Here is a 23,550-nt window from a genome sequence, read left to right as displayed (position 1 = left end):
ACGGCACGGGGGCGGGCGGGTCTTGACTGCCGGACCGTGCCGCCAGCAGACTCAGCAGGCTTGCTGATCTTCGCCAGGGGGGCCATGAACGGCTTGTTCGTTTTCTATGCGTGTCTGGGACTGCCCGTCGCCGCGCTCGTCGCGTTCCTGCTCTGGAGCGACAGGGCCACACGGACGAAGAACCTCGACGGGCTGCGGACGGAAGAACACGCCCGGCAGCAGGCCCGCTTCGACAAAATGTCCCCCGCGCGCCGGCTGTACACCCCGCCCGGTGAGCTCAACCGCCGCCGCTGACCACCGGCATCTGCGCGCACAGGACGTGCACGGCTGCCGGGGCCCGCTCCCCGAGCCGCCTGCCGCGCTTCGTCCGGTTCATCTCCAGATATGCAGGCAGGCCGATGTGGGAACCTCCGGCCGGGACGCCAACGGCCGCGCGATCCCCCTGGTCCGTTCGACGACGAACGAGAACGTCGAACGGGCCACCGCCGGCGCCTCTCGGCTGCCGTACGGCCCTGTTGGTACGGGCGGCCCCGCGTCCCCCGTCAGCGGCGGAGCACCTTGCGGGACACCGCGTTGCCGAGCAGCTGCGCCGACTGTACGAGGACGATCAGGACGAGCACCGTCACCACCATCACCGAGGTGTCGAAGCGCAGGTATCCGTAGGTCATCGCCAGGTTGCCGACGCCTCCGCCGCCGACCGTGCCGGCCACCGCCGAGAAGTCGATCAGTGCGACCAGCATGAACGTCAGGCCGAGGACCAAGGGGCCCAGCGCCTCCGGGACCAGAACCGTGAGCAGGATCCGCAGCGGGCTCGCACCCATGGAGCGGGCGGCCTCGATCACCCCGGGTTCGACGGAGAGCAGGTTCGACTCCACGATGCGGGCGACGCCGAACGTGGCGACGACCGTCATCGGGAAGATCGCGGCGTTCGTGCCGATCATCGTGCCGACCACCTCGCGCGTGACCGGCGCGAGCGCGACGATCGCGATGATGAACGGGACGGGCCTGATGATGTTGATGAGCGAGCCCAGCACCGCGTGGACGACCCGGTTCGGCAGCACACCGCCCTTGCGGGTCGCGTAGAGGGTGAGGCCCACCGCCAACCCGCCGACCGTCGACAGCGCCAGGGTGATGAGCACCATGTAGACGGTCTCGCCGGTGGCGTCGAGGACCTTGGGCCAGAAGGTGCTCCAGTCCGCCTTCATCGGGCGCCCGCTTCCACGCGGTCGGCGACGGTGAGTCCGGCGACCACCGCTTCGACGGCTTCGGTCTCGCCGCGCAGCTCCAGGGTGACGCTGCCCAGGGGGCGCCCCCGCACCTCGCCCACGCCTCCGTGGACGAGCGTGAAGTCGACGCCGTGGGTGTGCAGGAGCTGCGAGAGGCCGTCCAGAGCGGGGCGGCCGTCCGCGACGGGCACCGTGATCAAGCGGCCGGGGTGGCGGGCGCCGAGTCGTTCCAGCAGCTCGGCGTCCGGTTCGCTGTGCCGCGCGGAGCGGACGAAGGCGGTGGTGGTCGCGTGCCGGGGCCGGGCGAAGACCTCGTACACCTCGCCGCTCTCGACCACCTTGCCGTTCTCCATCACCGCAACGCGGTCGCACAGGGTCCGCACGACCTCCATCTCGTGGGTGATGAGCAGGATCGTGACGCCCAGCTCGCGGTTGATGCGGCGCAGCAGGGCCAGGACCTCGCCGGTGGTCTGCGGGTCGAGGGCGGAGGTCGCCTCGTCGCACAGGAGCACCTTGGGGCGGGTGGCGAGCGCGCGGGCGATGCCGACACGCTGGCGCTGGCCGCCCGAGAGCTGCTCGGGGTAGCGGTCGCCGTGACCGGCGAGGCCCACGAAGTCCAACGTCTCCTCGGCGCGGGCGCGGGCCGTCGCACGGTCCGTGCCGGCCAGGCGCAGCGGGTAGAGCACGTTGCCCAGGACGGTGCGCGAGCGGAAGAGGTTGAACTGCTGGAAGATCATGCCGATCTCCCGGCGGATGGGGCGCAGGCGGCGCTCGCCGAGGGAGGAGAGGTCTTGGCCGTCCAGCAGGACGCTGCCCGAGGTCGGCTCTTCCAGGCCGTTGACCAGGCGCAGGAGGGTGGATTTGCCCGCGCCGCTGTGGCCGACGACCCCGAAGACGGTGCCCGCTTCGACGCGGAGGCTGACGCCGTCGACGGCGCGCGATCCGCCCGGGAACTCCTTGGCGACGTCGCGCAGTTCCACGGCGGCGGTCATCGTGCCAGCTGCTTCTGGATGCGTGCGACCTCGGCCTGGAGGTCGGCGGCGGGCAGCTCCACGTGGTGTGCGGTGCCGTTGCTGGTGCGGCGTACCTCGTCCTGGACGGCCTGGGAGGAGTAGAGCTCGACGACCTTCCGGTAGTCGGCGTTGTCCTTCCGGTCGGCGCGGGCGGCGATGACGTTGAGGTACGGGACGGACTGCGGGGCGGTGGGGTCGTCCTTGAACAGTGCGGTGTCGGCCTTGATGCCGGCGAGTTCGGCGACGCCGTCGTTGATGACCGCGGCGTCCGCGTCCTGGAGCGTACGGGGGGTCTGCTGGGCGTTGACCGGGGTGAGCTTGAGGTGCTTGGGGTCGGCGGTGATGTCGTCGGGGGTGGCGAAGAGGCCGGCCTCCTTGCGGAGCTCGATCAGCTTCGCCTGTTCCAGTACGCGCAGTGCACGGCCCTGGTTCGCCGGGTCGTTGGGGAGGGCGATCTCGGCCCGGTCGGGGAGGTCCGTGAGCTGCTTGTGCTTGCGGGAGTAGAGGCCGAGGGGGACCACGGTGGTCGCCGCGATGGGGGCGATGTCGGTCTTGTTCTCGGTGTTCGACTGGGCCAGGAACACCAGGTGCTGGAAGGCGTTGAGCTCGATGTCACCGGCGCTGAGGGCCTTGTTGGGGAGCGAGTAGTCGTCGAAGACGACCGTTTCGACCGTCAGGCCCTGCTTCTTGGCCTCCTTGGCGAGGACGTCCCATTCCGGGGAGTCGCCCGAGACGCCGACCCTGATGCGGTGCTCGTCCGTGCCTCCGGCGCCGCAGGCGGACACGAGGAGCGTGAGGGCGGCGGCGGTGGATACGGCGAGCAGGGTACGTCGACGCGGCAGTGCAGAAATCATTGTGTGATCCATGTGCAGAGGAAGGCCAAACAAAGGGATAAATGGATCGTAGATCGAGATCATCATTCGACCTTCGAATGAAAGGTTCTCTTCATGAATCTGCAATGAATGAAAGAGGCCCGCTCGCGTGCGCGAACGGGCGAAGGCGATGCCCCCGACGGCCGTACCGTCCGGCCACCCGGGTGACCTTCGGTACCGGTTGGCCCAGGCCGGATCGGCGTGGCGAACGCACCGGGTTGCGCGCCGGTCGAGTGTGGATGGATCGTCCGCAACCCGCTGCAGGACGCCTCGCCGGGAGTATCAGTCATGCACCGTTTCATCCCCGTACTGCCAGTCGCCGTCGCGCTGACCGGAGCGCTCGCCGTCCCCGCGACCGCCGCCACGACCGCCGCCGCGGCCGACCCGAGGCCGATCACCTCCCCGTACGTCCAGGCCGCCGCGGACGTCTCCGCCTCCGGTGCGCTGAGGCGGGCGAAGAACATCGACTGGGTACGTCACGTCAACACCGGCCGGTACTGCGTGAATGTCAGCGAAGAGGTCAACCTGGCGTTCAGCGTCGTCTCCGTCGAGCTGCCCAATTCCAACCGCCGCAGCTTCAGCACCACCCCCAACGGTGTCTGCGGCCCGGACTCCGTCACGGTCTACACCTACGACCTCAGGGGCAACTACGCGGACAACCCGTTCACGGTCGTCGTGTTCTGACCCCGCGTCACGGCGGCCGGTGCCCGGCGCCGGACGGCGCTGCCGGCACGCCCCGGAATCCGGGACGTGCCGGCTCGGGGCACCCGAGGACCTCAAGGGTGCCTGCGGGTGCGGCCTGCCGGCCGGTCCGCCCCCCGGCCGACCGGTCCGAGGCCGCGCCCGCGCCGCGGTCGCGGAATCAGATGACGCCCTGTGCGAGCATCGCGTCCGCGACCCGCTCGAAGCCGGCGATGTTCGCGCCGGTGACGTAGTCCCCCGGCGCGCCGTACCGCTCGGCGGTCTCGTGCGCAACGGCGTGGATCGAACGCATGATGGCGGCGAGCTCGTCCTCGACGCGCTGGGCGCCCCAGGCCACCCGCCCGGCGTTCTGGCTCATCTCCAGGGCGCTGACCGCCACTCCGCCCGCGTTCGCGGCCTTGCCGGGCCCGAAGGCGACCCCGGCCTCCTGGAGGATCCGTACGGCCTCGGGGGTGGTCGGCATGTTGGCGCCCTCGGAGACCGCCTTGACCCCGCCCGCGACGAGCGTACGGGCGTCCTGCGCGTCCAGTTCGTTCTGCGTGGCGGAGGGGAAGGCGACGTCCGCGGGCACCTCCCAGACCCGGGCGCCGGGCACGAACCGCGCCGAGGATCCGCGCCGCTCCGCGTACTCGCTCACGCGCCCCCGCTCGACCTCCTTGATCTGCTGGAGCAGTGCGAGGTCGATGCCCTTGTCGTCGACGACGTAGCCCTGGGAGTCCGAGCAGGTCACCGGGTTCGCGCCGAGCTGCTGGAGCTTCTCGATCGTGTACTGCGCGACGTTGCCGGAGCCGGAGACGACCGCGGTCAGCCCGTCCAGCGACTCGCCCCGGACCGCGAGCATCTCGGCGGCGAACAGCACGCTGCCGTACCCGGTCGCCTGCGGCCGGATCGCGGAACCGCCCCAGCCCTGCCCCTTGCCGGTCAGGACGCCGGCCTCCCAGCGGTTGGTGATGCGCCGGTACTGGCCGAAGAGGTAGCCGATCTCACGGCCGCCGACACCGATGTCCCCGGCGGGCACGTCGGTGTGCTCGCCGATGTGCCGGTGCAGCTCGGTCATGAAGGACTGACAGAACCGCATGACCTCGGCGTCCGACCGGCCGTGCGGGTCGAAGTCGCTGCCGCCCTTGCCGCCGCCGATCCCGAGGCCGGTCAGGGCGTTCTTGAAGATCTGCTCGAAGCCGAGGAACTTCACCACGCCGATGTCCACCGACGGGTGGAAGCGCAGGCCGCCCTTGTATGGGCCGAGCGCGCTGTTGAACTCGACGCGGTAGCCGCGGTTGACGTGGACCCGCCCCCGGTCGTCCTGCCACGGGACACGGAAGAGGATCTGCCGTTCGGGCTCGGTGAGCCGCTCCACCAGGGCCACGGCCGGGTCGGCGTACTCGGGCCGGGCGGTGAAGACGGGAGCCAGGGTCTCGAGGACCTCCCGCACCGCCTGGTGGAACTCGGGCTGTGCGGGATTGCGGCGCTCGATCTCGGCGCGCAGTGCTTCCAGCCTGTCCTTCGAGTCCTTCACGTGTGTCCCTCCAGGGAGTGCGCGGTGCGCAGACGACGGCAGGTCCATGGTGTGCCAGGAGCCGCGAGTACCGGTCGATTTCGAGTGCAGCGCGCCGCGAACGCACGCTTTCGGAAAAGTTTTTCCGGGACTCGGCCCCTTTCTGGAGGCTACCCCGCACGGTGCTGCTCTGGGCAAGGCTTCTGCCCTGCGGACAAAAAACGAGCGGGCGATGGCCGTTCACCTGGGAAAAGCCGCCGCCCTTGTTCCGGGCGGCGGCTGACGACAGGTCATGCCGTGCCTCGCGGAGCTGAGGCCGTGACGACCCGGTCCGCCCCGGTCGCGGTGACCCCGCGACCGGGGCCCGCCCCTGCTGCTCACCGGCCGGTTCGGGCTGCGCGTGCTTGACGCACGGGCCGCGGGCAGACAGCCTTGGCCGCAGTTACCGGCAGGTAAGGGGTGAGGGGCACGTGGTGGCCATCGACAGGGACGACGCGGCGGACAGGGAACGGGACCGGGACGACACCGAGTTGATGTTCCTCGGAGTCGAGCAACAGGCCGAACAGGTACGTGCCGGCAAGACCACCTCCCGCGCCCTCGTCGAGGCCGCGCTGCGCCGTATCGCCCGTGCCGACCCGGGCCTCGGCGCCTTCCGCATCGTCCTGGCCGACCAGGCCCTCGCCGAGGCCGACGCCCGTGACGCGCAGCAGCCGACCGGCCCCCTCCACGGCGTGCCCGTCGCCGTCAAGGACGAACTGGACGTCGCCGGGCAGGTCACCACCTTCGGCGGCGCCGCCAACCGCACTCCCGTCTCCGCCGATTCCGAGGCCGTACGCCGCCTGCGTGCCGCCGGAGCCGTCGTGATCGGCAAGACGGCGATGCCCGAGTTCGGCCAGTGGCCGTTCACCGAATCCGCCGCGTACGGCCGCACCCTCAATCCGTGGGACACCACCCGCACGCCCGGGGGCTCCAGCGGTGGCAGCGCCGCCGCCGTCGCGGCCGGCCTGGTCCCGGCGGCGCTCGGCGGCGACGGCGGTGGTTCCATCCGCATCCCGGCCGCCTGCTGCGGGCTGTTCGGCCTCAAACCCCAGCGCGGCCGCGTCTCCACCGCCCCCAACCCCCACCTCTGGTACGCCCTCGGCACCGTCGGCCCGCTGACCCGGACCGTCCGCGACAGCGCCCTCCTGTACGACGTACTCGCCGGCACCACCCCCATCGACCGCTGGAGCGCCGGCCCGGGCCCCGGTCCCGCGGCCGCCGGCTGGGTACGGGCCCTGGAGACGCCGCCCGGCAGGCTGCGCATCGGCTACTCGGCCAAACCCGCCGTACCCGGGGTGCGCCCGCATCCGGCGCACGTCGAAGCCCTGCTGGAGACCGTACGGGCGCTGCGCGAACTGGGCCACGACGTGCGGGAGGTCGACCCCCGCTACCCCGACGCGACGGCCCCGTTCGTCGCCCAGTTCTGCGGCGGTGTCCGCGCGGAGGCCGCCGCGGTGCAGCGTCCCGACCTGCTCGAGCGGCGGACCCGCACCACGCTCGCCCTGGCCCGGCTGGTCCCCGAATCCGCCGTGGAGCGCGGGATCAGGGCGGGGGAACGGCTGGCGGAGCGCGCCGACCGGATGTTCACCACCATGGACCTGCTGCTGACGCCGGTCATCGCCGAGCGCCCCCGCCCCGCGGGGGCGCTGGACGGTGCCGGGCTGCTGACGGCGATGGTGCGCTCCCGCCCGATGGTCGCCTACACCGCCCTGTGGAACGTCACCGGTCATCCGGCCGCGTCCGTCCCGGCGGGTGTCGGTGCGGACGGGCTGCCGCTCGCCGTGCAGCTGGTCGGCCGCCGCGACGACGAGGTGGGCGTCCTGCGGGTGGCGGCTCAGTTGGAGGCCGTCCGGCCGTGGGCGCAGCACCGGCCGCCGCTGCCGACGGGGTGAGGTGCCGGCCCGCGCGCCACGCCGGTGCCGCGGGACTGAGCCGGTGCCGCGGGGCGGAACCAGGCCGCGGGGCGGAACCAGGCGGCGGCCGGTCCGGCCGGATCACCCCGCGTGCTTGGGGCGGCCCGTTCCGGGCGCGCTCGCGACGGTCAGCCGGCCCGGCGCCGTCGCCGGCGGCCGCGGCAGGCGCAGGCCCGGACCGCCGGGCGTGATCGAGCCGAGGACGCTCGCATGCCGGGCGCCGGTGCACGAGGGAACGGTGCCCGGCAGACCGTGCGCGGTGAGCCAGCCCAGAACGGCGAAGGCGTACGCCTCCTTCGCCCCCGCGGGCAGCCCCAGTTCGTCCGAGGACCGCACCACGCAGCGGCCCGCACCGCCCGGTTCACCGCCCGGTTCACCGCCCAGCTCCTCCCGCAGTAGGCCCATCAGCACCGGATTCCGCGTCCCGCCGCCCGACGCGATCACCTCGGTCGCCCCGAAGGGCCGGATCGCGTCGGCGACGGTGCGGGCCGTGAGCCGGGTCAGCGTGGCGACGACGTCCTCGACGGGCAGCGGACCGCACCCCTCCAGCGCCGCGCGCAGATACGGCAGGTGGAAGCGTTCCTTGCCCGTCGTCTTCGGCGCGTTGCGGGCGTAGTAGGGGTCGTCCAGCAGCCTTCGCAGCAGCGGCCGGTGGACCGTTCCCCGTGCGGCGAGGGCTCCGCCCGCGTCCATCGCGTACGCCCGGCCCGAGGCGTCGCGCCCCGCCAGCGCGCGCACCGCCGCGTCGATCAGCGCGTTGGCGGGGCCGGTGTCGAAGGCCAGCGGTTCGCCTCCGGTCCCCTTCGCCCCGCCCGGTACGACCGTCACGTTCCCGATGCCGCCCAGGTTGAGGGCGACCGGCACTCCGGGGCGTCCCCGCAGCCACATCACGTCGACGATGCTGACCAGCGGCGCGCCCTGTCCTCCCGCTGCCACGTCGCGGGTGCGGAAACCGGAGACGACGGGCCGGCCGGTCGCCTCGGCGATCCAGGCCGGCTCGCCGATCTGGAGCGTGCCGTGCACCCGGCCGTCCTCGGCCCAGTGGAAGACGGTCTGTCCGTGCGACGCCACCAGGTCGGCCCGTCCGCCGCACAGCTCCTCGTCCGCTCGCACCGCCGCCGCGGCGAAGGCCCGCCCGATGCGGGTGTCGAGCCGGCACACCGTGGCCAGGTCCACCCCGGCGGGCGGTAGGGCCACGGCCAGGTCGGCCCGCAGTTCGTCGTCGTAGGCCGTGCTGATCATCCCCAGGGGCGTGAGCACGAGCGTGTCGCCGTCGAGGCTGAGGTCGGCGGCCGCCGCGTCGATCGCGTCGTACGAGGTGCCGGACATCAGCCCCACCACGCGCAGGGCGCTCACCGCAGCGCCCGCTCGTGGTCGTCGCCGCGCAGCGTCAGCAGCGCGGTGACGCTGACCGCGCAGGTCGCGGCGGCGTAGTACCCGGGGACGTCGGCGTTCGCGGTCCGCGCGACCACCTCGGTGATGATCAGACCCGCGCAGCCCGAGAACACGGCGTTGGACAGGGCGTACGCCAGGCCGAGCCCGGTGCAACGCACCCTGGCCGGGAACATCTCGGCCAGCATCGCCGGCCCCGGACCCGCCATCAGGCCGACGCCGGCCCCGGCGGCGAACAGCGCCGCCCCCTTCGCGTACGCCGGCCCGTCGGGGTCCTGCACCAGGTGCAGGAGCGGGAGCGCGAGCACGGCCACCAGCAGGGCGCCGGCCACCATCACCGTCCGCCGGCCGATCCGGTCGCTCAGCCTTCCGGCGGGCAGGATGGATGCGGCGAACCCCAGGTTCGCCAGGACCGTGCCGAGCAGCGCTCGTTGGAAGGTGGTGCCGAGCGTGCTCTGCAAGTAGGAGGGCAGGACCACCAGAAAGGTGTATCCGGCCGCCGACCAGCCCATCATCCGCCCCACGCCCAGCAGCACGGCCCGGACCGTCTCCCCGCGACGCGGCCGCGGCCGGGGCCGGCCCTCGGGCCCGCGGGTGGGCGGCGGCGCGGGGGCGGGCGGCTCCTCCGGGGGCAGCCGCAACCGCAGCCGCAGCGCGATCAGCCCGAGCGGCAGGGTCAGCAGGAACGGCACGCGCCAGCCCCACCCGTGCAGCTGGGACGTGGTCAGTACGCTCGCCAGGACCACCGCCACGGCGGCGCCCGCGAGCAGGCCGAGTGCGACCGTGAACGACTGCCAGGCCCCGTACAGGCCCCGGCGGCCCGGTGGCGCGGATTCCGTCATGACCGAGACCGCCCCGCCGAACTCCCCGCCCGCCGACAGCCCTTGCAGGATCCGCAGCAGTGTCAGGAGCCACGGCGCGGCCGCGCCGATCGAGGCGTACGTCGGCAGCACGCCGATCATGGCCGTGGCACCGGTCATCAGGCCGACGACCAGGACGAGCGCGGGCCGGCGGCCCACCCGGTCACCGAACCGGCCGAACACCGCGGCGCCGACCGGCCGGAAGAAGAACGCCAGGGCGAACGACGCGTACGCCTTGACGAGCCCCTCCACCTCGCTGCCGCCCTCCGGGGTGAAGAACTGCGCCGCGATGACGGTGGCGAAGTAGCCGTAGATCCCGAACTCGTACCACTCGATGAAGTTGCCGACGGATCCCGCGACCAGCGCCCGGCGCGCGTCGTCCGGCCGGACTGTCGCAGGAGGCCGCACCGGACCGGGGACGGGTGTGGTCATGGATCAAGCGTGCTGATCGCCGGGCGGCTCCACAAGCGCCCTCCGCCATCTGCCGTACACCGCGCCGCCGGGGTCTCGGGCGCGCCGGGCGGGGAGGGCGGCGCACGGCAGGCGCCCTACCGGGCCGGAAGGGTTTCGGGCAGGATGACCCGGCGCGCCGGAGGGCGCCGCACCGCGATCCCCCGCCCGGTCCCGACCGTGATCCGGAGGCCCCAGTGACGTGGCACGACGACCAGGCGCGGCGCGACGAGCTGTACCGCGACCCGTATCCCCTCTACGACCGGGCCCGCCGGGCCGAGGGGCTGACGTACGTGCCCGAGTTCGACGCGTGGCTGGTGGCGCGCGACCGGGACGTACGGGAGGTGCTGCTGCGGGCGGAGGACTTCTCCTCGGCGAACTCACTGCTGCCGGACATGCCGCTCTCGGAAGCGGCGCTCGGCGTCCTGCCCAGGGGGTTCGGGCCCCGGCCCACCGTCGTGTCCAGCGACGGCGCGGCCCACCGCCGGCACCGGGCCCCGCTGAACCGGGGGCTGTCCGCCACCCGGGTGGCGGCGCTGCTGCCCTACGCCCGCGCGTGCGCCCAGGAGTTGGTGGACGGCTTCGCGGCCGACGGGTCCGCGGACCTGGTGGAGGCCTACGCCCGGCGGTTGCCCGGGATGGTGGTCGGACGGCTGATCGGGCTGGACCCGGCGGACGTGCCCGCGGCCGTGCACGGCGGCTACCGGGCCGAGGAACTGCTGTTCCGCCCGCTGTCGCCGCAGGGGCAGGTGGCCGCCGCCGAGGACGTGGTGGCGCTCCAGCACCTGCTGGACGGGTACGTCCGCGACCGGCGCGCCCGGCCCCGGGACGACATGTGCTCGACCATGGTGGCCGCCCTGGCTCCCGGTGACGGCGAACTCACCCTCGAACAGCGCCACGAACTGGTGACGAGTCTGCAGAACCTGCTGATCGCCGGGTTCCTCACCACGAGCGCCCTCATCGGCACCATGCTGCTGCACCTGCTCGGCGGCGAGGACGAGGGGCGGCAGTGGCGGCTGCTCCGCGCCGATCCGTCGCTGGTCCCGGCGGCGGTGGAGGAGGCCGTCCGGCACGACACCGCCATCCAGGCCTTCCGGCGGACCACCACCCGGCCGGTGACGCTCGCCGGGACGAAACTGCCCGCAGGCGCCGCCGTGCTGGTGGCGTACGGCTCGGCCAACCGCGACGAGGAGCGGTACGAGCGGGCGGCGGAGTTCGACATCACCCGGTCCGGGAACCGGCAGCACGTCGCCTTCGGGCACGGGCCGCACGGCTGCCCCGGCTCCCAACTGGCCCGTGAACAACTGCGCCTGACCCTCGACCTGTTCATCCGCCGGATGCCGAAGCTGCGCCTGGACCCGGACCGGCCGCCGCCGCGGATGCGGCCCACGCTGATCCACCGCTCACCGCAGGCCCTGTACATCACCTGGTGACCCGCCCGGAGCAACCTAGCGGGGTCCCACGGCGTCCTTCCGTGCAGGACACGCCGACCGGGAGGCGGTGTGTACACCGCTGAGAGGAACACGCGATGAGTGAGAAGGCCCGGCGGCTGTTCGACGCCCTCGACCTCGATCAGGACGGCACTCTGACCCGTGCCGAGGTCATCGGTGCCCTGCGCTCCAAGGGGCCGACCCTCGCGGCACAGGGAGCCATCCCCTTCTGGGGCGTCGGGGACACCCACGAGTCCTCGGCGCTCTTCGACGCGGCCGACCAGAACGGCGACCGCGTGCTGACCTTCGAGGAGTTCGCGGCCGTGGTGAACCGCCGCTTCGGCTGGTAGCGCCCGCGCCCCGCCCCGGGAGCCCGTCCGCCAACTGCCTGAGCCGGCCCGTCGGTCCGGGGCGGGGGGTGGTCCCGGCATTGGGTACGCTCTCGGTTGACTTCGGGGCGCCGGCAGGTGCTGACCGCCGCAATCAGAGATGGATCCCATGGCCAGCGCACCTTCCGCCGACTTCTTCCAGCCGCTCAAGGCGGACGACCCCGCCGTCGTGGGCGGTTACCGCCTGGCGGCCGTGCTGGGCGCCGGCGGCATGGGCAAGGTCTACCTGTCCTACACGCCCGGCGGCCGGCCCATCGCCATCAAGGTGATCCGGCCCGAGTTCAGCGAGGACCCCGAGTTCCGGCGGCGCTTCCAGCAGGAGGTGCGGGCCGCGGAGCGGGTCCAGGGGCTCTACACCGCGCCGGTCATCGACTCGGACACCGAGGGCCCCCAGCCCTGGCTGGCCACGGCCTACGTACCCGGCCCCTCGCTCGCCCACGCCGTGGCCCGGCACGGCGCGCTCCCGGTGCGCAGCGTGCTGCTGCTGACGGTCGGGGTCGCCGAGGCCCTGCACGTCATCCACGGCGCGGGCATCGTCCACCGGGACCTGAAGCCCGCCAACGTCCTGCTCGCCTCCGACGGCCCGCGCGTCATCGACTTCGGCATCGCCCGGGCCGCCGACTCCACCGCGCTGACCAGTACGGGCGTCAGCGTCGGCACCCCGGCGTTCATGGCGCCCGAGCAAGCCTCGGCCGGCACGGTCACCCCGGCCACCGACGTCTTCGCCCTCGGGCAGATCGCGGCCTTCACCGCGATCGGGGCCTCCGTCTTCGGCGACGGGCCCTCGCACGCGGTGCTCTACCGGATCGTGCACGAGGACCCCGACCTCAGCGCCCTGCCCGAGGAGCTGCGGCCGGTGGTGACCCGCTGCCTCAGCCGCGACCCGGCCGACCGCCCGACCCTGACCGAGGTCATCGAGCTGTGCAACGCGGCCTCGGAGACCCCGCTGCGCCAGGGCGAGGACTGGCTGCCGCAGGCCGTCGCCGGTTCCATCACCGAGCGGCTGCAGCTGCCCGCGCCGGCGCCCACCCCGCCGCCGCAGCCGACGGCCGCACCGACTCCGACTCCGACTCCGACCGAGGTCGCGCCGCAGTCCCCGGCCCCGGGTGCGCCTGCGGTACCCGCCGCCGCGCCCGGGTACGTGCCGACCGACGTGGCCGCCGCGCCGACGCAGGCGGCCCGGGCGCAGGGGGCCCCGGGGACGCCGGGGGCCGTGCCGCCGGGATACCCGACGCCTCCCCCGTACGCGCAGCCCCCGTACCCGCAGCAACACCCGCAGCAGCAGCCCCCGTACAGCCAGCCCCGGTACACGCAGCCCTCGTACGCCCCGGTCCACGGCACGCCGCCGCCGTTCCACACCCAGGGCTTCGTTCCCGGTCCGCCCGCCCGGCCGCGCCCCAAGCGGACGGGGCTGATCGTCGTAGGGGCGGTCGCGGCGGCGGTCATCGGGCTGGCGGTCATCGGGTCCCTGCTGCCGGACGGCACCAAGGGCGGGGGCGACAAGGCGTCGGGCGGCGGCAGCGCCTCGCAGAAGGCGCCCGACCCGCAGCCGGTCGCGTACGAGGGCATCGACGTGCCCCAGAACCACCAGCTGATGTTCGCCGACAACCCGCCGCGCCCGGCCGAGGAGCCGACCGGCGCAGGGGTGCTCTACGGGCACGGCGACCTCTTCTTCTACCGGGACACCCTGTTCGGGGACGAGAAGTTCGGTACCGCGAACGGCAAGCTCGTTCTGCTGAACAACTCCGAGAAGGGCTCCCTGGAGACCTGCCGTGCCGTGACCCGCTTCACCGAGAAGGTCGGCCTCGACCAGCTCACGGACGGGTCGCAGGTCTGCGTGCTGAGCAAGGCCGGGCACATCACGCTGGCGACCTTCCGCGGCAGGTCGGGCGGGAAGAACGAGACCGCGTTCATCACCCTGGACCTGACGGTGTGGCGCAATGCCGAGGCCGCGGCGAAGAGGTAGGGGCCCGCGCCGGTCACGGCCCTCGACGAGGGGCTGTGACCGGCAGGTTCGGAGGACGTTTTTCATCCGTCCCGGCCCTGCCATGTGGTGACGCAGACTTCGTTCTCCTCCAGGTCGGCGAGCACCCAGAATGCGGGGGCCCGGGTCGCGGACAGCAGTCGGCCCCCGGCCGCCAGTGCGGTCTCGATCCGCCGGGGTGCCTCGTCGTGCGGAACACAGAGGTCGAAGTGGATGCGATTGCGCTGCGGGCGCGCCCGGTCCATCTGCTGGAACCAGACGGCCGGGCCCTGCCCGACCGGGTCGACGAGCGGATCCTCCGGCCCCTCGGCACCGGCCTCATCCGTGTAACCCAGCACTGCCTTCCAGAACGGCCGGATCCCGGCGATGTCCAGTGCATCGATGGCGATCTCCAGAAGCTGGACGGACCGCGGTGCCCCCGTACCGATGTCGGGCTCCGTCACACACCCGGATTCCTCCGCGGCGGCGGAGATCCGACGCGCGAGTTCGACATCCCGGGCGGTGACCGCTGCGCGGTCCGACGACTGCAGAGTGAAGACGACCCGGTCGGGGCGGACATCGACCCGAAGGTGCCGGTCGGCGTGGTCGCCGCACACCGCGACGGCGTCCGCCGCCAGGCCGATCGCCTGGGCCAACGACCCGACCGGCACCGACGTGCGCAAAGCGCCCAGCAAGAAGCGCCACCCGTGGTCCTGGACCGCCTCCGACGCTTCCTGCCGACTCAGCATCTGCTCCATGGCCCCATCCTCGCAGTCCATGTCCTTGCCGGGGCGCTCGAACTCGTCGACGATGCTTTCAAGCCTCGGCCTGCCGGGTCCCACCGGACCCGACCGGGGCAGGGGAGAACAGGGGAAACAGTGACAACGAACAGCATTCCGAAGAAGCGCCCGACGGTCGCGGCGGCCGTCATCCCGCTCTTCGTGCTCGCCGGGCTGCTTCTGGGGCCCGCGGCAACCGCATCGGCGGCCGCTCCGGCCGTCCGGCAGGCTCCTGTTGCCGCGGCGCTGCCGCAGAGCGGACTGCTCGCCGGCGCCGGCGTGGCAACCGGTCTCCAGGCGCCGACGTCGTCCCAGGTCCGGGCCACCACCGGGAACAAGAAGGGCAAGAAGAAGAGCAAGAAGAAGGGCGGCCTGTTCAAGACGCTCTTGATCGTCGTGCTCGTCGTCGTCGCGCTGCTCGTCGTCCTGTACGTGGCCCGCCGGGCGCTGCGCCGCAGGTCCTCCTAGGACGTCCGGGGAGGCGCGAGCAGCCGGTCGATCCGTGCGCGGATCTCCTCGTCCTGGTGGAAGGCACGGTGGTCGCCGTACTCCGAGAGTCGGCGGTCCGCGGTCACGAGCGCGGTGAGCGCCTCCCGGACGGCCGGGGTGGGGTGTCCGTGGCGGGCGAGCGCGTCGAGGGCGGTGGGCAGCCTCACGTGCCACTGCCCGTCGGCGGCGTACGTCAGCACCGTCTCCTCCGCCTGCGCCGGTTCCGGCGCAGGCGGTTCCGGCGCCGGCGGGTACGGCGCAGGCGGTTCCGGCGCGACCTCACCGGGCAGCAAGGAGCTCTCGCCCCACGCGTCGAGGACCGCCCGGAGGTCCCCGACCAGCCATCCCGCGCGGGAGACCTCGTCCCGTAGGGCTTCCCGTACGGCGGGCAGCAGCACTTCGGCGTGGGCGCGCAGGGGCCGCAGGACATCGGCGACGTCCGGCCGGCGGGGGTCGCTCGGGCTGTAGCCCCGGCCCTGCATGTCCCGGTGGGGCGCGACGAGTTGCTCCACGAGACCGGGCAGGGCGCGCGGGTCGCCGATCCGGGTCAGGGCCCACCGCGCGTGCTCGCCGACGGTGCCGTCGAAGAACTGCGAGGCGCCGCGGTCGTCGAGGAGGGCGGCAAGCCGGTCGGCGTACGGGGCGGACCTGGGGCCGAGCACCGCCAGCAGATGCGCGGCCTTGTACCGCACGTCGTCGTCCGGGTCGGCCAGCAGCCCTGCTGCCAGGGGCAGTACGGCCGCGGCCGCGGAGGGCCGGGTCACCAGGAGGCGCCATGCCTCGTCCATCGCGCAGCGGCGCAGCTCCGCATCGCCGATCCGGCTCCCGGTCTCGGCCAGGGCGGTCACGAACGCGGTCGCCGCCTCCGGTTCGACTTCGAGCAGTTCCACGACCCTGGTCAGCACGCCCTCGCGCCCCCAGGGGACTTCGCCGGAGACGGAGTACCAGACCTCCTCGAACAGCGGGGCGAGCACCGGATCGGTGAGGACCTCCAACAGCATGGGGCGGGCCCGCAGCGCCGCCCTCGGGTCCAGAGGTGCTGCGGAGAGCACGGCCGCCACCCGCAGCAGCGGGTTCTCGCCGTGCAGGGCGGCGCCGAGCACGGCCCGTACCTCGGCGGCCGTGGACGGTCCGGGTGCCTCGGAGGCCGCGGCCGGGCCCAGGGCCAGCAGCAGGGCCACCCGGACCGAGAGGTCCGTCTCCCGGTGCCACCGCTCCAGCAGGGGGCCGGTCCGGTCGGCGATCAGCGGGAGCGCGGTCCGCCGCACCACGGGGTCCCCGTCGTCGAACAGCCTCCGGATACGGGGCCACTGCCGCCGCCAGGCTTCCTTCCGCGCGGAGCCGGCCTCCCCGGCGTCGCCGCCCGCATCGACGCGGGACAGGCACACCAGCACGTCGATCAGGTCCGGCCGTGCGACCGTCCGCGGGTCGAGGGCGAGGTCCACCAGGAACGGCAGCGCGACCGCGATCGCTTCGATGCCCCCGTCCCGAGCGAGCAGGTCGTACAGCTCCTCGTACGCCCGCGCCACCGCCTCCGGACGGGTGGTGGCGTCCGCACGGGCGATCCGGCGCAGTACCTTCGGCACGTCGGTGGCCGGACGGTCCGACCCCGCTGCCCCCAGCGCCCGCCAGTCCAACGCGTGCAGCACGTCCAGCGCGTCCCCCATGTCCCCCGGTCTCCCCCGCCCCGTTCCCCAGTGGCCGTACCCCGTCCGGGGCATCCTGCCAGGGCGCGGGGAGGGGCGGCGCGGCAATTGCTCAGGCCGGCGGCTCGTCGACGGGGGCGGGCAGCCGCCGGAGTTCGAGCAGGGCCACCGCGATCTTCACTCCGGTGGAGATCGTCAGGGCCTGGAGGAACGGCATGCCCATCAGCCACAGGGCGACCGTCATGGCCGTGAGCACCAAGAACGCCGGGAGCAGATTGGTCCGCCTGAGCGCGGTCCCCAGGTGCCCGGCTCGACTCCGTCGCTGATCAACCGTACCGATCGGGCGCTCGGCGACGCCCTCCTCATTGGCCTGCGGCATTGCCTGCTGCCCCTTCCTCGTGTTCGTCCCCGGAACCGAGCCTCGGGTGCGCCCCGGCGGTCTGCCACTGCTGCCACCCGTCCCGCCGCCGTCCGACGTACAGGTTCACCTCACCGGCCCCGGATGCGCGACGCCGAGGAGCCGTAGCGCGCCCGGAGGTGGTCGAGGTAGTCGTCCGGGTGCGGGTGGGACCGGTCCTGGGCGCCGTGGCGGTGGAGCGTCAGACGGCCGTCGGGGTGCACGGCCACGGTGGTCGTCGCCCGGCGCGCCGGGCCGCCCTCCGGTCCGTCCGCGCGGTGGGGTGGCCGCAGTACGGGGACGGCGGCGGGGAACAAGGCCAGCGCTTCGGCCGTGGTGGCGGCGGGCGGCAGGCCGGTGCGGTTGGCGCTGCTGACGTACAGCACCGGGTGCTCGTCGAGCAGCGGACGCAGGGGCTGCCAGCGGGCACCGAAGAGCAGTACGCGGCCCTCCTGGGCGGCGGGTGCGAGCCAGCCGGGCAGGCGGGGGTCGGCGCGCAGCGGCAGCAGCACGGTGAGGTGTTCCTCGGTCAGCAGCCGGGCGGCCAGGGCGGTGGCTGCGGCGTCGAGTCGGGTGACGGCGAGGACGGTGCGCAGGGTCTCGGCGTGGTGTGCCCACAGCGCCACGGCCTGGCCCGGCGGTCTGCCCTTGGCCTCGTTCACGGCGTGCGGCGTGGTGGCGGTGACGACGTGCGTGAGGGGTGCGGGGTTCGGCAGCACCACGGCCGCACCGGCGCGCAGGGCCCGCCGGGCCTCGTCGAGGTCGACCGCGCCCCGGTGTCCGGCGGCTTCGGTGTTCATCGTGCGCCTCCGGCTGCGGGGTGGGTGAGGCCGTCGAGGTAGTCGGCGAAGGAGTCGTCGTCGATCACGGCCCGGCCGGTGCGGTAGGCGCGGTTCTTGGCCCATGCCATCGCCGCTCGGGCCTGATCGCGATCCAGGGCGTGCCCGAGGCGGGCGGCGACCGCGGTGACGACCCGGGCACTGGCCAGGTGGGTGAGGAGCACCTGGGGCGGGATGCCCAGGACCTGTTGGGGGTCGTACGGCTGGAAGAGCTGCGGGTGGACGAAGGGTGTCCCGGTGGAGATGGTGGCCACGCCGGTTCCCACGACGGGCGTCGTGACGGTCAGCGGCACACCGGTCTCGTCGGCCACCTTGCGCGCGATGGCCGGCAGCCCGGTCAGGTCCGGCGGGGTCCACCAGGGTGCGGCGTCCGCTCCCAGCAGGTCGTCGGTGTGCCGGGCGAGGAGGAACAGCAGTTGCTCGGTGGCGACCATTCCGGCCCGCTCGGCGATCCCCAGCCAGGAGGAGGACACCACGCGGACCCCGGCGGCGAGCGCCTGCAGCGTGTTGGCCAGCCCCAGACCGAGATCGTTGTGCAGGTGGGAGGCCAGCACCACCTCTGCGCCGGCTTCCGCACCGACCCGGGCGAACATCTCCCGGCAGCCGGCGGGCAGTTGGGCGCCGACCGTGTCCGCCAGGACGATCAGCCCCGCCCCGGCACCGGTCATGGCCTGCGCGTAGTGCGCCATCAGGGCGTGGTCGGCCCGGGACGCGTCCGCCAGGCACACGTCCACCGCGACCTCCTCGTCCAGGTCGCGGGCCCGTTTCACGAGGTCGACCCCGCCCTGGAGCGCTTCGGGGGCCGGGCGGTGGACCATCACCTGCGCCATCGCCTCCGAAGCGGGCACCACCACCATGACCCGGGCGTGCCGGCTGCCCCGTACGGAGGCCATCGCCTGCTCCAGATCCCGGCGCGCCCCGCGGCAGACCGCCGCGACGCTCACCGCGCCCTCGGCCTCCACGGCGACCCGGCGCACGGCCTCGTACTCCTGCCCGCACACCGCGGGGAAGCCCGCGGCGAACACCACGTGCCGGGGGCCGTCCTGGCCGAAGACCCGGCCCGTGGCGCGAGCGAGCTCCACCCGGAATCCCGGCGTCATCAGCGTCTTCGCCTGCGCGCCGTCGCGGGCCGACTCCTCCCACAGCACCACCCGCCCCGCGGCAGCCGACTCCCGCACCACGTCCACGCACACCACACCCTCCGCGCCCGGGCGTCGGCCCGCCCGTTTCGGCCGCACGCCATCAACAGGCGAACGAGCCGTCACCGCAATGCGCACGCTCGAACAGGTGCGGCTTCCTTCCCCACCCGGGCCCCGGGCCCGGGGCGCTCGGCCGCCGACCCCGGGCGCGCCGGTTGCGTACCCTGGCGGCATGCGCATGCGCCCCACCCTGAGCTGGACGCCTCCCGGCGATCTCCGGCCCGGCACCGCCGATCCGGAGCCGGTCGCCGATGCGCTGCGCGGTGGCGGTGTGCTGGTGCTGAGCGGGGCGGGCATGTCCACGGAGTCGGGCATCCCCGACTACCGGGGAAAGGGTGGAAGCCTGAGCCGGCACACCCCGATGACCTACCAGGAGTTCACCGCGAGCGACGGGGCCCGGCGCCGGTACTGGGCGCGCAGTCACCTCGGCTGGCGTACCTTCGGGCGGGCCCGGCCCAACGCCGGGCACCGGGCCGTGGCGGCGTTCGAGCGGGCCGGTCTGCTCACGGGAGTGATCACCCAGAACGTCGACGGCCTGCACCAGGCCGCCGGCAGCGAGGGCGTGGTGGAACTCCACGGCAGCCTGGACCGGGTCGTGTGCCTCGCGTGCGGTGCCGTCGACTCCCGCCGGGAACTGGCCCGGCGGCTGGAGGCGACCAACGCCGGATTCGAGCCGGTCGCCGCCCGCCTGAACCCGGACGGTGACGCCGACCTCACCGACGGGCAGGTCGGGGACTTCCGGGTGGCGCCCTGCGCGCGGTGCGGCGGCGTCCTCAAACCGGACGTGGTGTTCTTCGGCGAGTCCGTTCCGCCGCGGCGGGTCGAGCACTGCCGCGGCCTGGTGGACGGGGCGACCTCGCTGCTGGTCCTGGGATCCTCACTGACGGTGATGTCGGGGCTGCGGTTCGTCCGGCAGGCGGCCCGGGCCGGGAAGCCCGTACTGATCGTCAACAACGACCCGACCCGCGGCGACCCGCACGCCCTGACCCGGGTCGCGCTCCCCCTGGGGCCGACCCTCACCGACGTGGCCGGCCGCCTCGGCGTCCCGGTCGACGGCCCGGGCACCTAGGGGAACCGGCCGGACCCGCTCGGACCCGGCCGGATCCGCCGATGGCTCAGGCGGCCGTCGGGGCGCCGGGGATCGGGTGCACCTCGACCGGGTCGTTACTGGGCTTCCCGCCCGCTCCGGGGCAGGCGGACGCCCGTGCGGCGATCTCCAGGGCCCGGTCCTCGCTCTTGACGTCGACGACCCAGTACCCGGCCAGGATGTCTCCCGCCCGGGCCGGCCCGTCGGTCACCTCGGGCCGGCCGTCGCTCCCGGCCCGCACCGTCTTGACCAGGGCGGGGCCACCGAGGCCCTGCCCGTCCACCCATTCCCCGGCGGAGGTGAGCTCGTCGTTGAGGGCGTTCATGTGGGCGAACATGGCCTGCATGTCCTGCTCGGAGTACCCCGACATGATGGCGTCCCACTCGGCTGCCGGGACGTTCATCTGGATCATGTACTTCATGTTCCTCACCCTTCCGGGGCGGCTGCTGCGCTCTGCGTGCTGTCGAAGGGGTAGACCGGCGGTCGCCGCGGAACTCATCGGTGTCGGCGGATCCGGATCCGGATCGGACCGCGAGCCGTAGCCGGGTCGACGGGACGCCCGCCCTGGGTGATGTCCACCGCGCCGGCCTCGACCAGCCGCCGGGCCGCGCGCCGGGCCGGTTCCATGAGCGCGCGCCATCCGTCGTCCGTCCCCGCGTACGCCGCTCGCGCGGCGTCGGAGGGGCAGATCGTGGCGGCCGGCGCGCGGCGCTCCAGCAGTTCCAGGATGACGCGCTCCAGACGCCGCACCGTCTGCCGTTCGCTGTCGTCGCTCACCCCGCCAGTGTCACCCCGGCCGTGCCCGGCCGCCCGGGATCGCGGCCCTGCTCCCCGCCCGGGGCGGGGAGGCTCAGGTCAGGCTCCACGACCAGGTGCCGTCGGCGGTGACGAGGCAGGCGAGGAGCACCACGTCGGCCAGGCCCAGGCCGATGGCCAGGCGGGCCCGGCCGGGCCGGGTCGTGTGCCGCCGCAGTGCGAGGGCGCCGAGGACGACGGCGGTCGGGCCGAGGATCAGGTTCATCACGAGCAGGCCCACCAGGCCGAGGACGAAGCCGGTGACGGCCATCGCGTCGGCGTCACGGGTACGCGTACGGGTACCGGCCGGATTGCCGGCCGCGGTACGGGAATCCACGCGCGGGCTCATCGGGCACCTCCGCGGCCGTGGTCGAGCCGTCCGGCCCGGCGGTGGCCGGACAAGCGCTCGCGCGCGGCGAACAGGGCGAGCCAGAGGGCGATGGCGAGACCGCCGACCACGCTGACGGGCACGGGGACATGGGCCACGACCCCCAGGACGAGGCCGAGCACCAGCAGCGCACCTACGAGGAAGAGCATGAGACGTCCTCCATTCAGGTAACAGTTGTTCACTGACTACCCAGTCTAATTCTTCTCATGCTGGCGGCGGCCAAGTGTGACGCGGTTGACTTCGCGTCATGAGCACAGAGAACGGCCTTCGTGAGATCAGGCGCCGCCGCACCCGGCGCGCCCTCCTCGACGCGGCCCTGGCGGAGTTGGCGGAACGCAGCCTCGGCAGCCTCGGCCTGCGGGAGGTGACCCGGGCCGCGGGGGTGGCACCCACCGCCTTCTACCGGCACTTCCGGGGCATGGACGAGCTGGGGACCGTACTGGTCGAGGAGGCGCTGGCCAGCCTGCACGCGACGGTGCGGGAGATCCTCGCCGCGACCGGCGACGCCGCCCGCCGCGGCGAAGCCGTGGTGCGGCTCATCGCCGAACTGGTGCGCGACCGGCCCGCGCACGTCCGCTTCCTGGTCCGCGAGCGCCACGGCGGGGTACCGGCGGTGCGCGACGCCATCGCCGCTCAACTCGACGTCTTCGCCGACGAGATCGGTGTCGCGCTCGGATCCGATCCGGTGAGCGCGGGCTGGGCCCCCGACGACGTGACGATGCTGTCGCGGCTGCTGGTGGATCACATGTTCATGACGGCCTCGGCGTTCCTGACCGCTTCGCTGCGGGGCGAGGACTGGTCGGCCGCGACCGGCACGGCCCTCGCCCAGTTGCGCCTGATCCATCTCGGGCGCGTGCACTGGGCGAAATGACCGCTGATGAGCGCGAGTCGACCTGTGTGCGGGCGGGGTGTCCGGGCCGGGCGGCGCGGCTACGCGGCGTTGCGCGTCGCGTCCGCGTCGGGGACCACGACGAGGAAGGCGTCCCGGTCCAGGTCCATCACGACGGCCGCCCGCTGGCCCCGCTCCCGGCACCGGGCCGCGTACTCCTCGGCGGGCCAACTCCCGTACGGATCACCGGCGGGAAAGGAGTCCAGTACCTTCGTAGCGCGCACCGCCACCACCTCCTGAGCGACGTACCGTCCCTACGCCGTGTGCCCCGGGTCCCCGGTCCCATTCCCCTCGGCGCCGAGCGTCGCGACGGCGGCGACCATGCGGTCCCAGAACGCGCCGGTCTCCAGGGTCGTCGCCACGCGTGCGTTGACCGGGCGGCCGGTGGAGCGGTGCAGGTCGACCACGGTGGCGCCGCGCGTGTAGCGGCCGTGCAGCTCCACGGCGACATGGGCGTCCACGCAGTGCACCAGGCCCGGGTCGATGACCCGGGCCACGGCGACGGGGTCGTGCAGCGGCGGGCTGGGAAACCCGTACAACGCGCGGTACGTGGACCCGAAGTAGGTCAGCAGGTCCGCGCAGATCCGTCCCAGCGGGGTGCCCAGGGCCACGAAGCGGGCCACCACCTCGGGTGTGGCCAGTGCCTGGTGCGTGACGTTGAGCCCGCACATGGTGAGCGGCACCCCGGAGCGGAAGACGATGTCGGCGGCCTCCGGGTCGGTGAGTACGTTGAACTCGGCGGCCGGGGTGCGATTGCCGCGCTCGGTCGAGCCGCCCATCAGGACGATCTCGCGGATGCGGGAGGCGTCCTGCGGGTAACGCGTCAGCATCAGGGCGATGTTGGTCAGCGGGGCGGTCGGGACGAGGGTGACCGGCTCGGGGTGCTCGGCCAGCAGCCGGTGGATGAGGTCCACGGCGTGCTCGGCGGCCACCTCCACCGTGGGGGGCGGGAACATCGGCCCGTCCAGTCCGCTCACCCCGTGCACGTCGGCCGCCACGTCGAGCGGCTGGACCAGCGGCCGGTCGCAACCGGCCGCGACGGGGACGCCGGTGATCCCGGCGACCGTGCACACGCGGAGGGCGTTGAGGGTGGTCTTGTCGAGGGTCTGGTTGCCCGCGACCGTGGTGACGGCCAGCAGGTCCACCGCCGGATCCCCGGCGGCCAGCATGATCGCCAGGGCGTCGTCGTGGCCGGGATCGCAGTCGATGATGATGGGGACGGGCACGTCACTCCTGGCGCTGCGGGGCGTGGGGGCTCCAGTGTGCCGCCACGGCGGTGCCCGGACCAGAGTGCCTCG

At 73.6% G+C, this 23,550-nt stretch carries 26 protein-coding genes; 9 read left to right on the top strand and 17 right to left on the bottom strand.

What is annotated here, in order from left to right; all coding sequences use genetic code 11:
* The first annotated feature begins 60 nt into the window (after positions 1–60).
* Positions 61–294: a hypothetical protein gene (locus tag B6R96_RS33645; protein ID WP_053174417.1), complete on the top strand. Its 234-nt coding sequence runs from the start codon at positions 61–63 to the stop codon at positions 292–294.
* 248 nt (positions 295–542) lie between these two features.
* Here the strand turns inward: B6R96_RS33645 and B6R96_RS33640 are convergent, their stop codons facing one another.
* From B6R96_RS33640 to B6R96_RS33630, 3 genes are read right to left on the bottom strand one after another with little or no spacing between them, the layout of a single operon-like run.
* Complete coding sequence (locus tag B6R96_RS33640) at positions 543–1,205, bottom strand: methionine ABC transporter permease (protein ID WP_052873549.1); 663 nt, start codon at positions 1,203–1,205, stop codon at positions 543–545.
* The gene (locus B6R96_RS33635; RefSeq protein WP_081524605.1) at positions 1,202–2,218 is read right to left on the bottom strand and encodes a methionine ABC transporter ATP-binding protein; all 1,017 of its coding nucleotides are present in this window, start codon (positions 2,216–2,218) and stop codon (positions 1,202–1,204) included. Before B6R96_RS33635 ends, B6R96_RS33640 begins: the two co-directional genes overlap by 4 nt.
* Positions 2,215–3,093, bottom strand: a complete 879-nt coding sequence (locus B6R96_RS33630) for a MetQ/NlpA family ABC transporter substrate-binding protein (RefSeq protein WP_081524604.1) — start codon at positions 3,091–3,093, stop codon at positions 2,215–2,217. The genes B6R96_RS33635 and B6R96_RS33630 overlap by 4 nt, the downstream gene beginning before the upstream one ends.
* 306 nt (positions 3,094–3,399) lie before the next feature.
* Here B6R96_RS33630 and B6R96_RS33625 point away from each other — a divergent pair, with 306 nt between their 5' ends.
* Positions 3,400–3,795 carry a hypothetical protein gene (locus B6R96_RS33625; RefSeq protein WP_030387791.1) on the top strand — a complete coding sequence of 132 codons (396 nt, stop codon included), beginning with the start codon at positions 3,400–3,402 and terminating at the stop codon, positions 3,793–3,795.
* A gap of 178 nt (positions 3,796–3,973) precedes the next feature.
* Here the strand turns inward: B6R96_RS33625 and gdhA are convergent, their stop codons facing one another.
* Entirely contained in the window at positions 3,974–5,377 is a 1,404-nt protein-coding gene (gene gdhA, locus B6R96_RS33620; RefSeq protein WP_053174429.1) for an NADP-specific glutamate dehydrogenase, read from the bottom strand.
* A 404-nt stretch (positions 5,378–5,781) separates the two neighbouring features.
* Between gdhA and B6R96_RS33615 the strand changes: the two genes are divergently transcribed.
* Positions 5,782–7,239, top strand: a complete 1,458-nt coding sequence (locus tag B6R96_RS33615) for an amidase (RefSeq protein WP_237291592.1) — start codon at positions 5,782–5,784, stop codon at positions 7,237–7,239.
* Between the two features lie 102 nt (positions 7,240–7,341).
* On the opposite strand, the gene B6R96_RS33610 is transcribed toward B6R96_RS33615, so the two are convergent.
* Both B6R96_RS33610 and B6R96_RS33605 read right to left on the bottom strand, forming a co-directional pair.
* Entirely contained in the window at positions 7,342–8,607 is a 1,266-nt protein-coding gene (locus B6R96_RS33610) for an anhydro-N-acetylmuramic acid kinase (protein WP_081525377.1), read from the bottom strand.
* 5 nt (positions 8,608–8,612) lie between these two features.
* The gene (locus B6R96_RS33605; protein WP_081524603.1) at positions 8,613–9,944 is read right to left on the bottom strand and encodes an MFS transporter; all 1,332 of its coding nucleotides are present in this window, start codon (positions 9,942–9,944) and stop codon (positions 8,613–8,615) included.
* A 215-nt stretch (positions 9,945–10,159) separates the two neighbouring features.
* On the opposite strand from B6R96_RS33605, the gene B6R96_RS33600 reads away from it, so the two are divergent.
* The 3 genes from B6R96_RS33600 to B6R96_RS33590 all read left to right on the top strand — a co-directional run bounded on the left by B6R96_RS33600 (position 10,160) and on the right by B6R96_RS33590 (position 13,747).
* A complete protein-coding gene (locus tag B6R96_RS33600; RefSeq protein WP_081524602.1) occupies positions 10,160–11,395 on the top strand; it encodes a cytochrome P450 in 1,236 nt (411 codons plus the stop codon).
* 95 nt (positions 11,396–11,490) lie between these two features.
* Positions 11,491–11,742, top strand: a complete 252-nt coding sequence (locus tag B6R96_RS33595) for an EF-hand domain-containing protein (RefSeq protein ID WP_030387800.1) — start codon at positions 11,491–11,493, stop codon at positions 11,740–11,742.
* A gap of 148 nt (positions 11,743–11,890) precedes the next feature.
* The gene (locus B6R96_RS33590) at positions 11,891–13,747 is read left to right on the top strand and encodes a serine/threonine-protein kinase (protein WP_443069995.1); all 1,857 of its coding nucleotides are present in this window, start codon (positions 11,891–11,893) and stop codon (positions 13,745–13,747) included.
* Between the two features lie 62 nt (positions 13,748–13,809).
* Here B6R96_RS33590 and B6R96_RS33585 read toward each other — a convergent pair whose 3' ends face one another.
* Entirely contained in the window at positions 13,810–14,502 is a 693-nt protein-coding gene (locus tag B6R96_RS33585) for a VOC family protein (protein ID WP_081525376.1), read from the bottom strand.
* Positions 14,503–14,622: 120 nt separating this feature from the next.
* Between B6R96_RS33585 and B6R96_RS33580 the strand changes: the two genes are divergently transcribed.
* Positions 14,623–14,991 (top strand): hypothetical protein, encoded by a 369-nt coding sequence (locus tag B6R96_RS33580; protein WP_081524600.1) that lies wholly within the window; start codon positions 14,623–14,625, stop codon positions 14,989–14,991.
* Here the strand turns inward: B6R96_RS33580 and B6R96_RS33575 are convergent.
* The 4 genes from B6R96_RS33575 to B6R96_RS38675 form a co-directional block, all read right to left on the bottom strand.
* Positions 14,988–16,679 (bottom strand): HEAT repeat domain-containing protein, encoded by a 1,692-nt coding sequence (locus B6R96_RS33575; RefSeq protein WP_081524599.1) that lies wholly within the window; start codon positions 16,677–16,679, stop codon positions 14,988–14,990. The genes B6R96_RS33580 and B6R96_RS33575 overlap by 4 nt on opposite strands.
* A gap of 91 nt (positions 16,680–16,770) precedes the next feature.
* Positions 16,771–17,037, bottom strand: coding sequence for a hypothetical protein (locus B6R96_RS33570; RefSeq protein WP_053177666.1), 267 nt, complete (start codon positions 17,035–17,037; stop codon positions 16,771–16,773).
* A gap of 110 nt (positions 17,038–17,147) precedes the next feature.
* Entirely contained in the window at positions 17,148–17,855 is a 708-nt protein-coding gene (locus B6R96_RS33565; RefSeq protein WP_081524598.1) for a Sua5/YciO/YrdC/YwlC family protein, read from the bottom strand.
* Positions 17,852–19,081 (bottom strand): 2-isopropylmalate synthase, encoded by a 1,230-nt coding sequence (locus B6R96_RS38675; RefSeq protein WP_053703647.1) that lies wholly within the window; start codon positions 19,079–19,081, stop codon positions 17,852–17,854. Before B6R96_RS38675 ends, B6R96_RS33565 begins: the two co-directional genes overlap by 4 nt.
* Before the next feature lie 184 nt (positions 19,082–19,265).
* Between B6R96_RS38675 and B6R96_RS33555 the strand changes: the two genes are divergently transcribed.
* Positions 19,266–20,162, top strand: coding sequence for an NAD-dependent protein deacetylase (locus B6R96_RS33555; RefSeq protein ID WP_081524597.1), 897 nt, complete (start codon positions 19,266–19,268; stop codon positions 20,160–20,162).
* A 46-nt stretch (positions 20,163–20,208) separates the two neighbouring features.
* On the opposite strand, the gene B6R96_RS33550 is transcribed toward B6R96_RS33555, so the two are convergent.
* From B6R96_RS33550 to B6R96_RS33535, 4 genes are all read right to left on the bottom strand, one after another.
* A complete protein-coding gene (locus B6R96_RS33550) occupies positions 20,209–20,601 on the bottom strand; it encodes a YciI family protein (RefSeq protein ID WP_237291591.1) in 393 nt (130 codons plus the stop codon).
* 74 nt (positions 20,602–20,675) lie between these two features.
* On the bottom strand, positions 20,676–20,957 hold the full coding sequence (locus tag B6R96_RS33545; RefSeq protein WP_081524596.1) for a DUF3253 domain-containing protein: 282 nt from the start codon (positions 20,955–20,957) through the stop codon (positions 20,676–20,678).
* A 73-nt stretch (positions 20,958–21,030) separates the two neighbouring features.
* Positions 21,031–21,312 carry a DUF4190 domain-containing protein gene (locus tag B6R96_RS33540; RefSeq protein WP_384819822.1) on the bottom strand — a complete coding sequence of 94 codons (282 nt, stop codon included), beginning with the start codon at positions 21,310–21,312 and terminating at the stop codon, positions 21,031–21,033.
* Between the two features lie 8 nt (positions 21,313–21,320).
* Complete coding sequence (locus B6R96_RS33535; RefSeq protein ID WP_030387812.1) at positions 21,321–21,512, bottom strand: hypothetical protein; 192 nt, start codon at positions 21,510–21,512, stop codon at positions 21,321–21,323.
* A 98-nt stretch (positions 21,513–21,610) separates the two neighbouring features.
* Between B6R96_RS33535 and B6R96_RS33530 the strand changes: the two genes are divergently transcribed.
* Positions 21,611–22,234, top strand: a complete 624-nt coding sequence (locus B6R96_RS33530; RefSeq protein ID WP_053703542.1) for a TetR family transcriptional regulator — start codon at positions 21,611–21,613, stop codon at positions 22,232–22,234.
* Between the two features lie 59 nt (positions 22,235–22,293).
* Here B6R96_RS33530 and B6R96_RS33525 read toward each other — a convergent pair whose 3' ends face one another.
* Together B6R96_RS33525 and B6R96_RS33520 are read right to left on the bottom strand one after the other, a co-directional pair.
* Positions 22,294–22,476, bottom strand: coding sequence for a hypothetical protein (locus B6R96_RS33525; RefSeq protein ID WP_052873634.1), 183 nt, complete (start codon positions 22,474–22,476; stop codon positions 22,294–22,296).
* A 30-nt stretch (positions 22,477–22,506) separates the two neighbouring features.
* Complete coding sequence (locus B6R96_RS33520; RefSeq protein WP_081524593.1) at positions 22,507–23,478, bottom strand: nucleoside hydrolase; 972 nt, start codon at positions 23,476–23,478, stop codon at positions 22,507–22,509.
* Positions 23,479–23,550: the final 72 nt, after the last annotated feature.

Origin of the sequence: Streptomyces sp. Sge12 (assembly GCF_002080455.1) — a bacterium.
Taxonomy (GTDB): Bacteria; Actinomycetota; Actinomycetes; order Streptomycetales; family Streptomycetaceae; genus Streptomyces.
The sequence above is the reverse complement of the archived record's forward strand: the minus strand, read 5'-3'. Positions and strand labels throughout refer to the sequence as shown.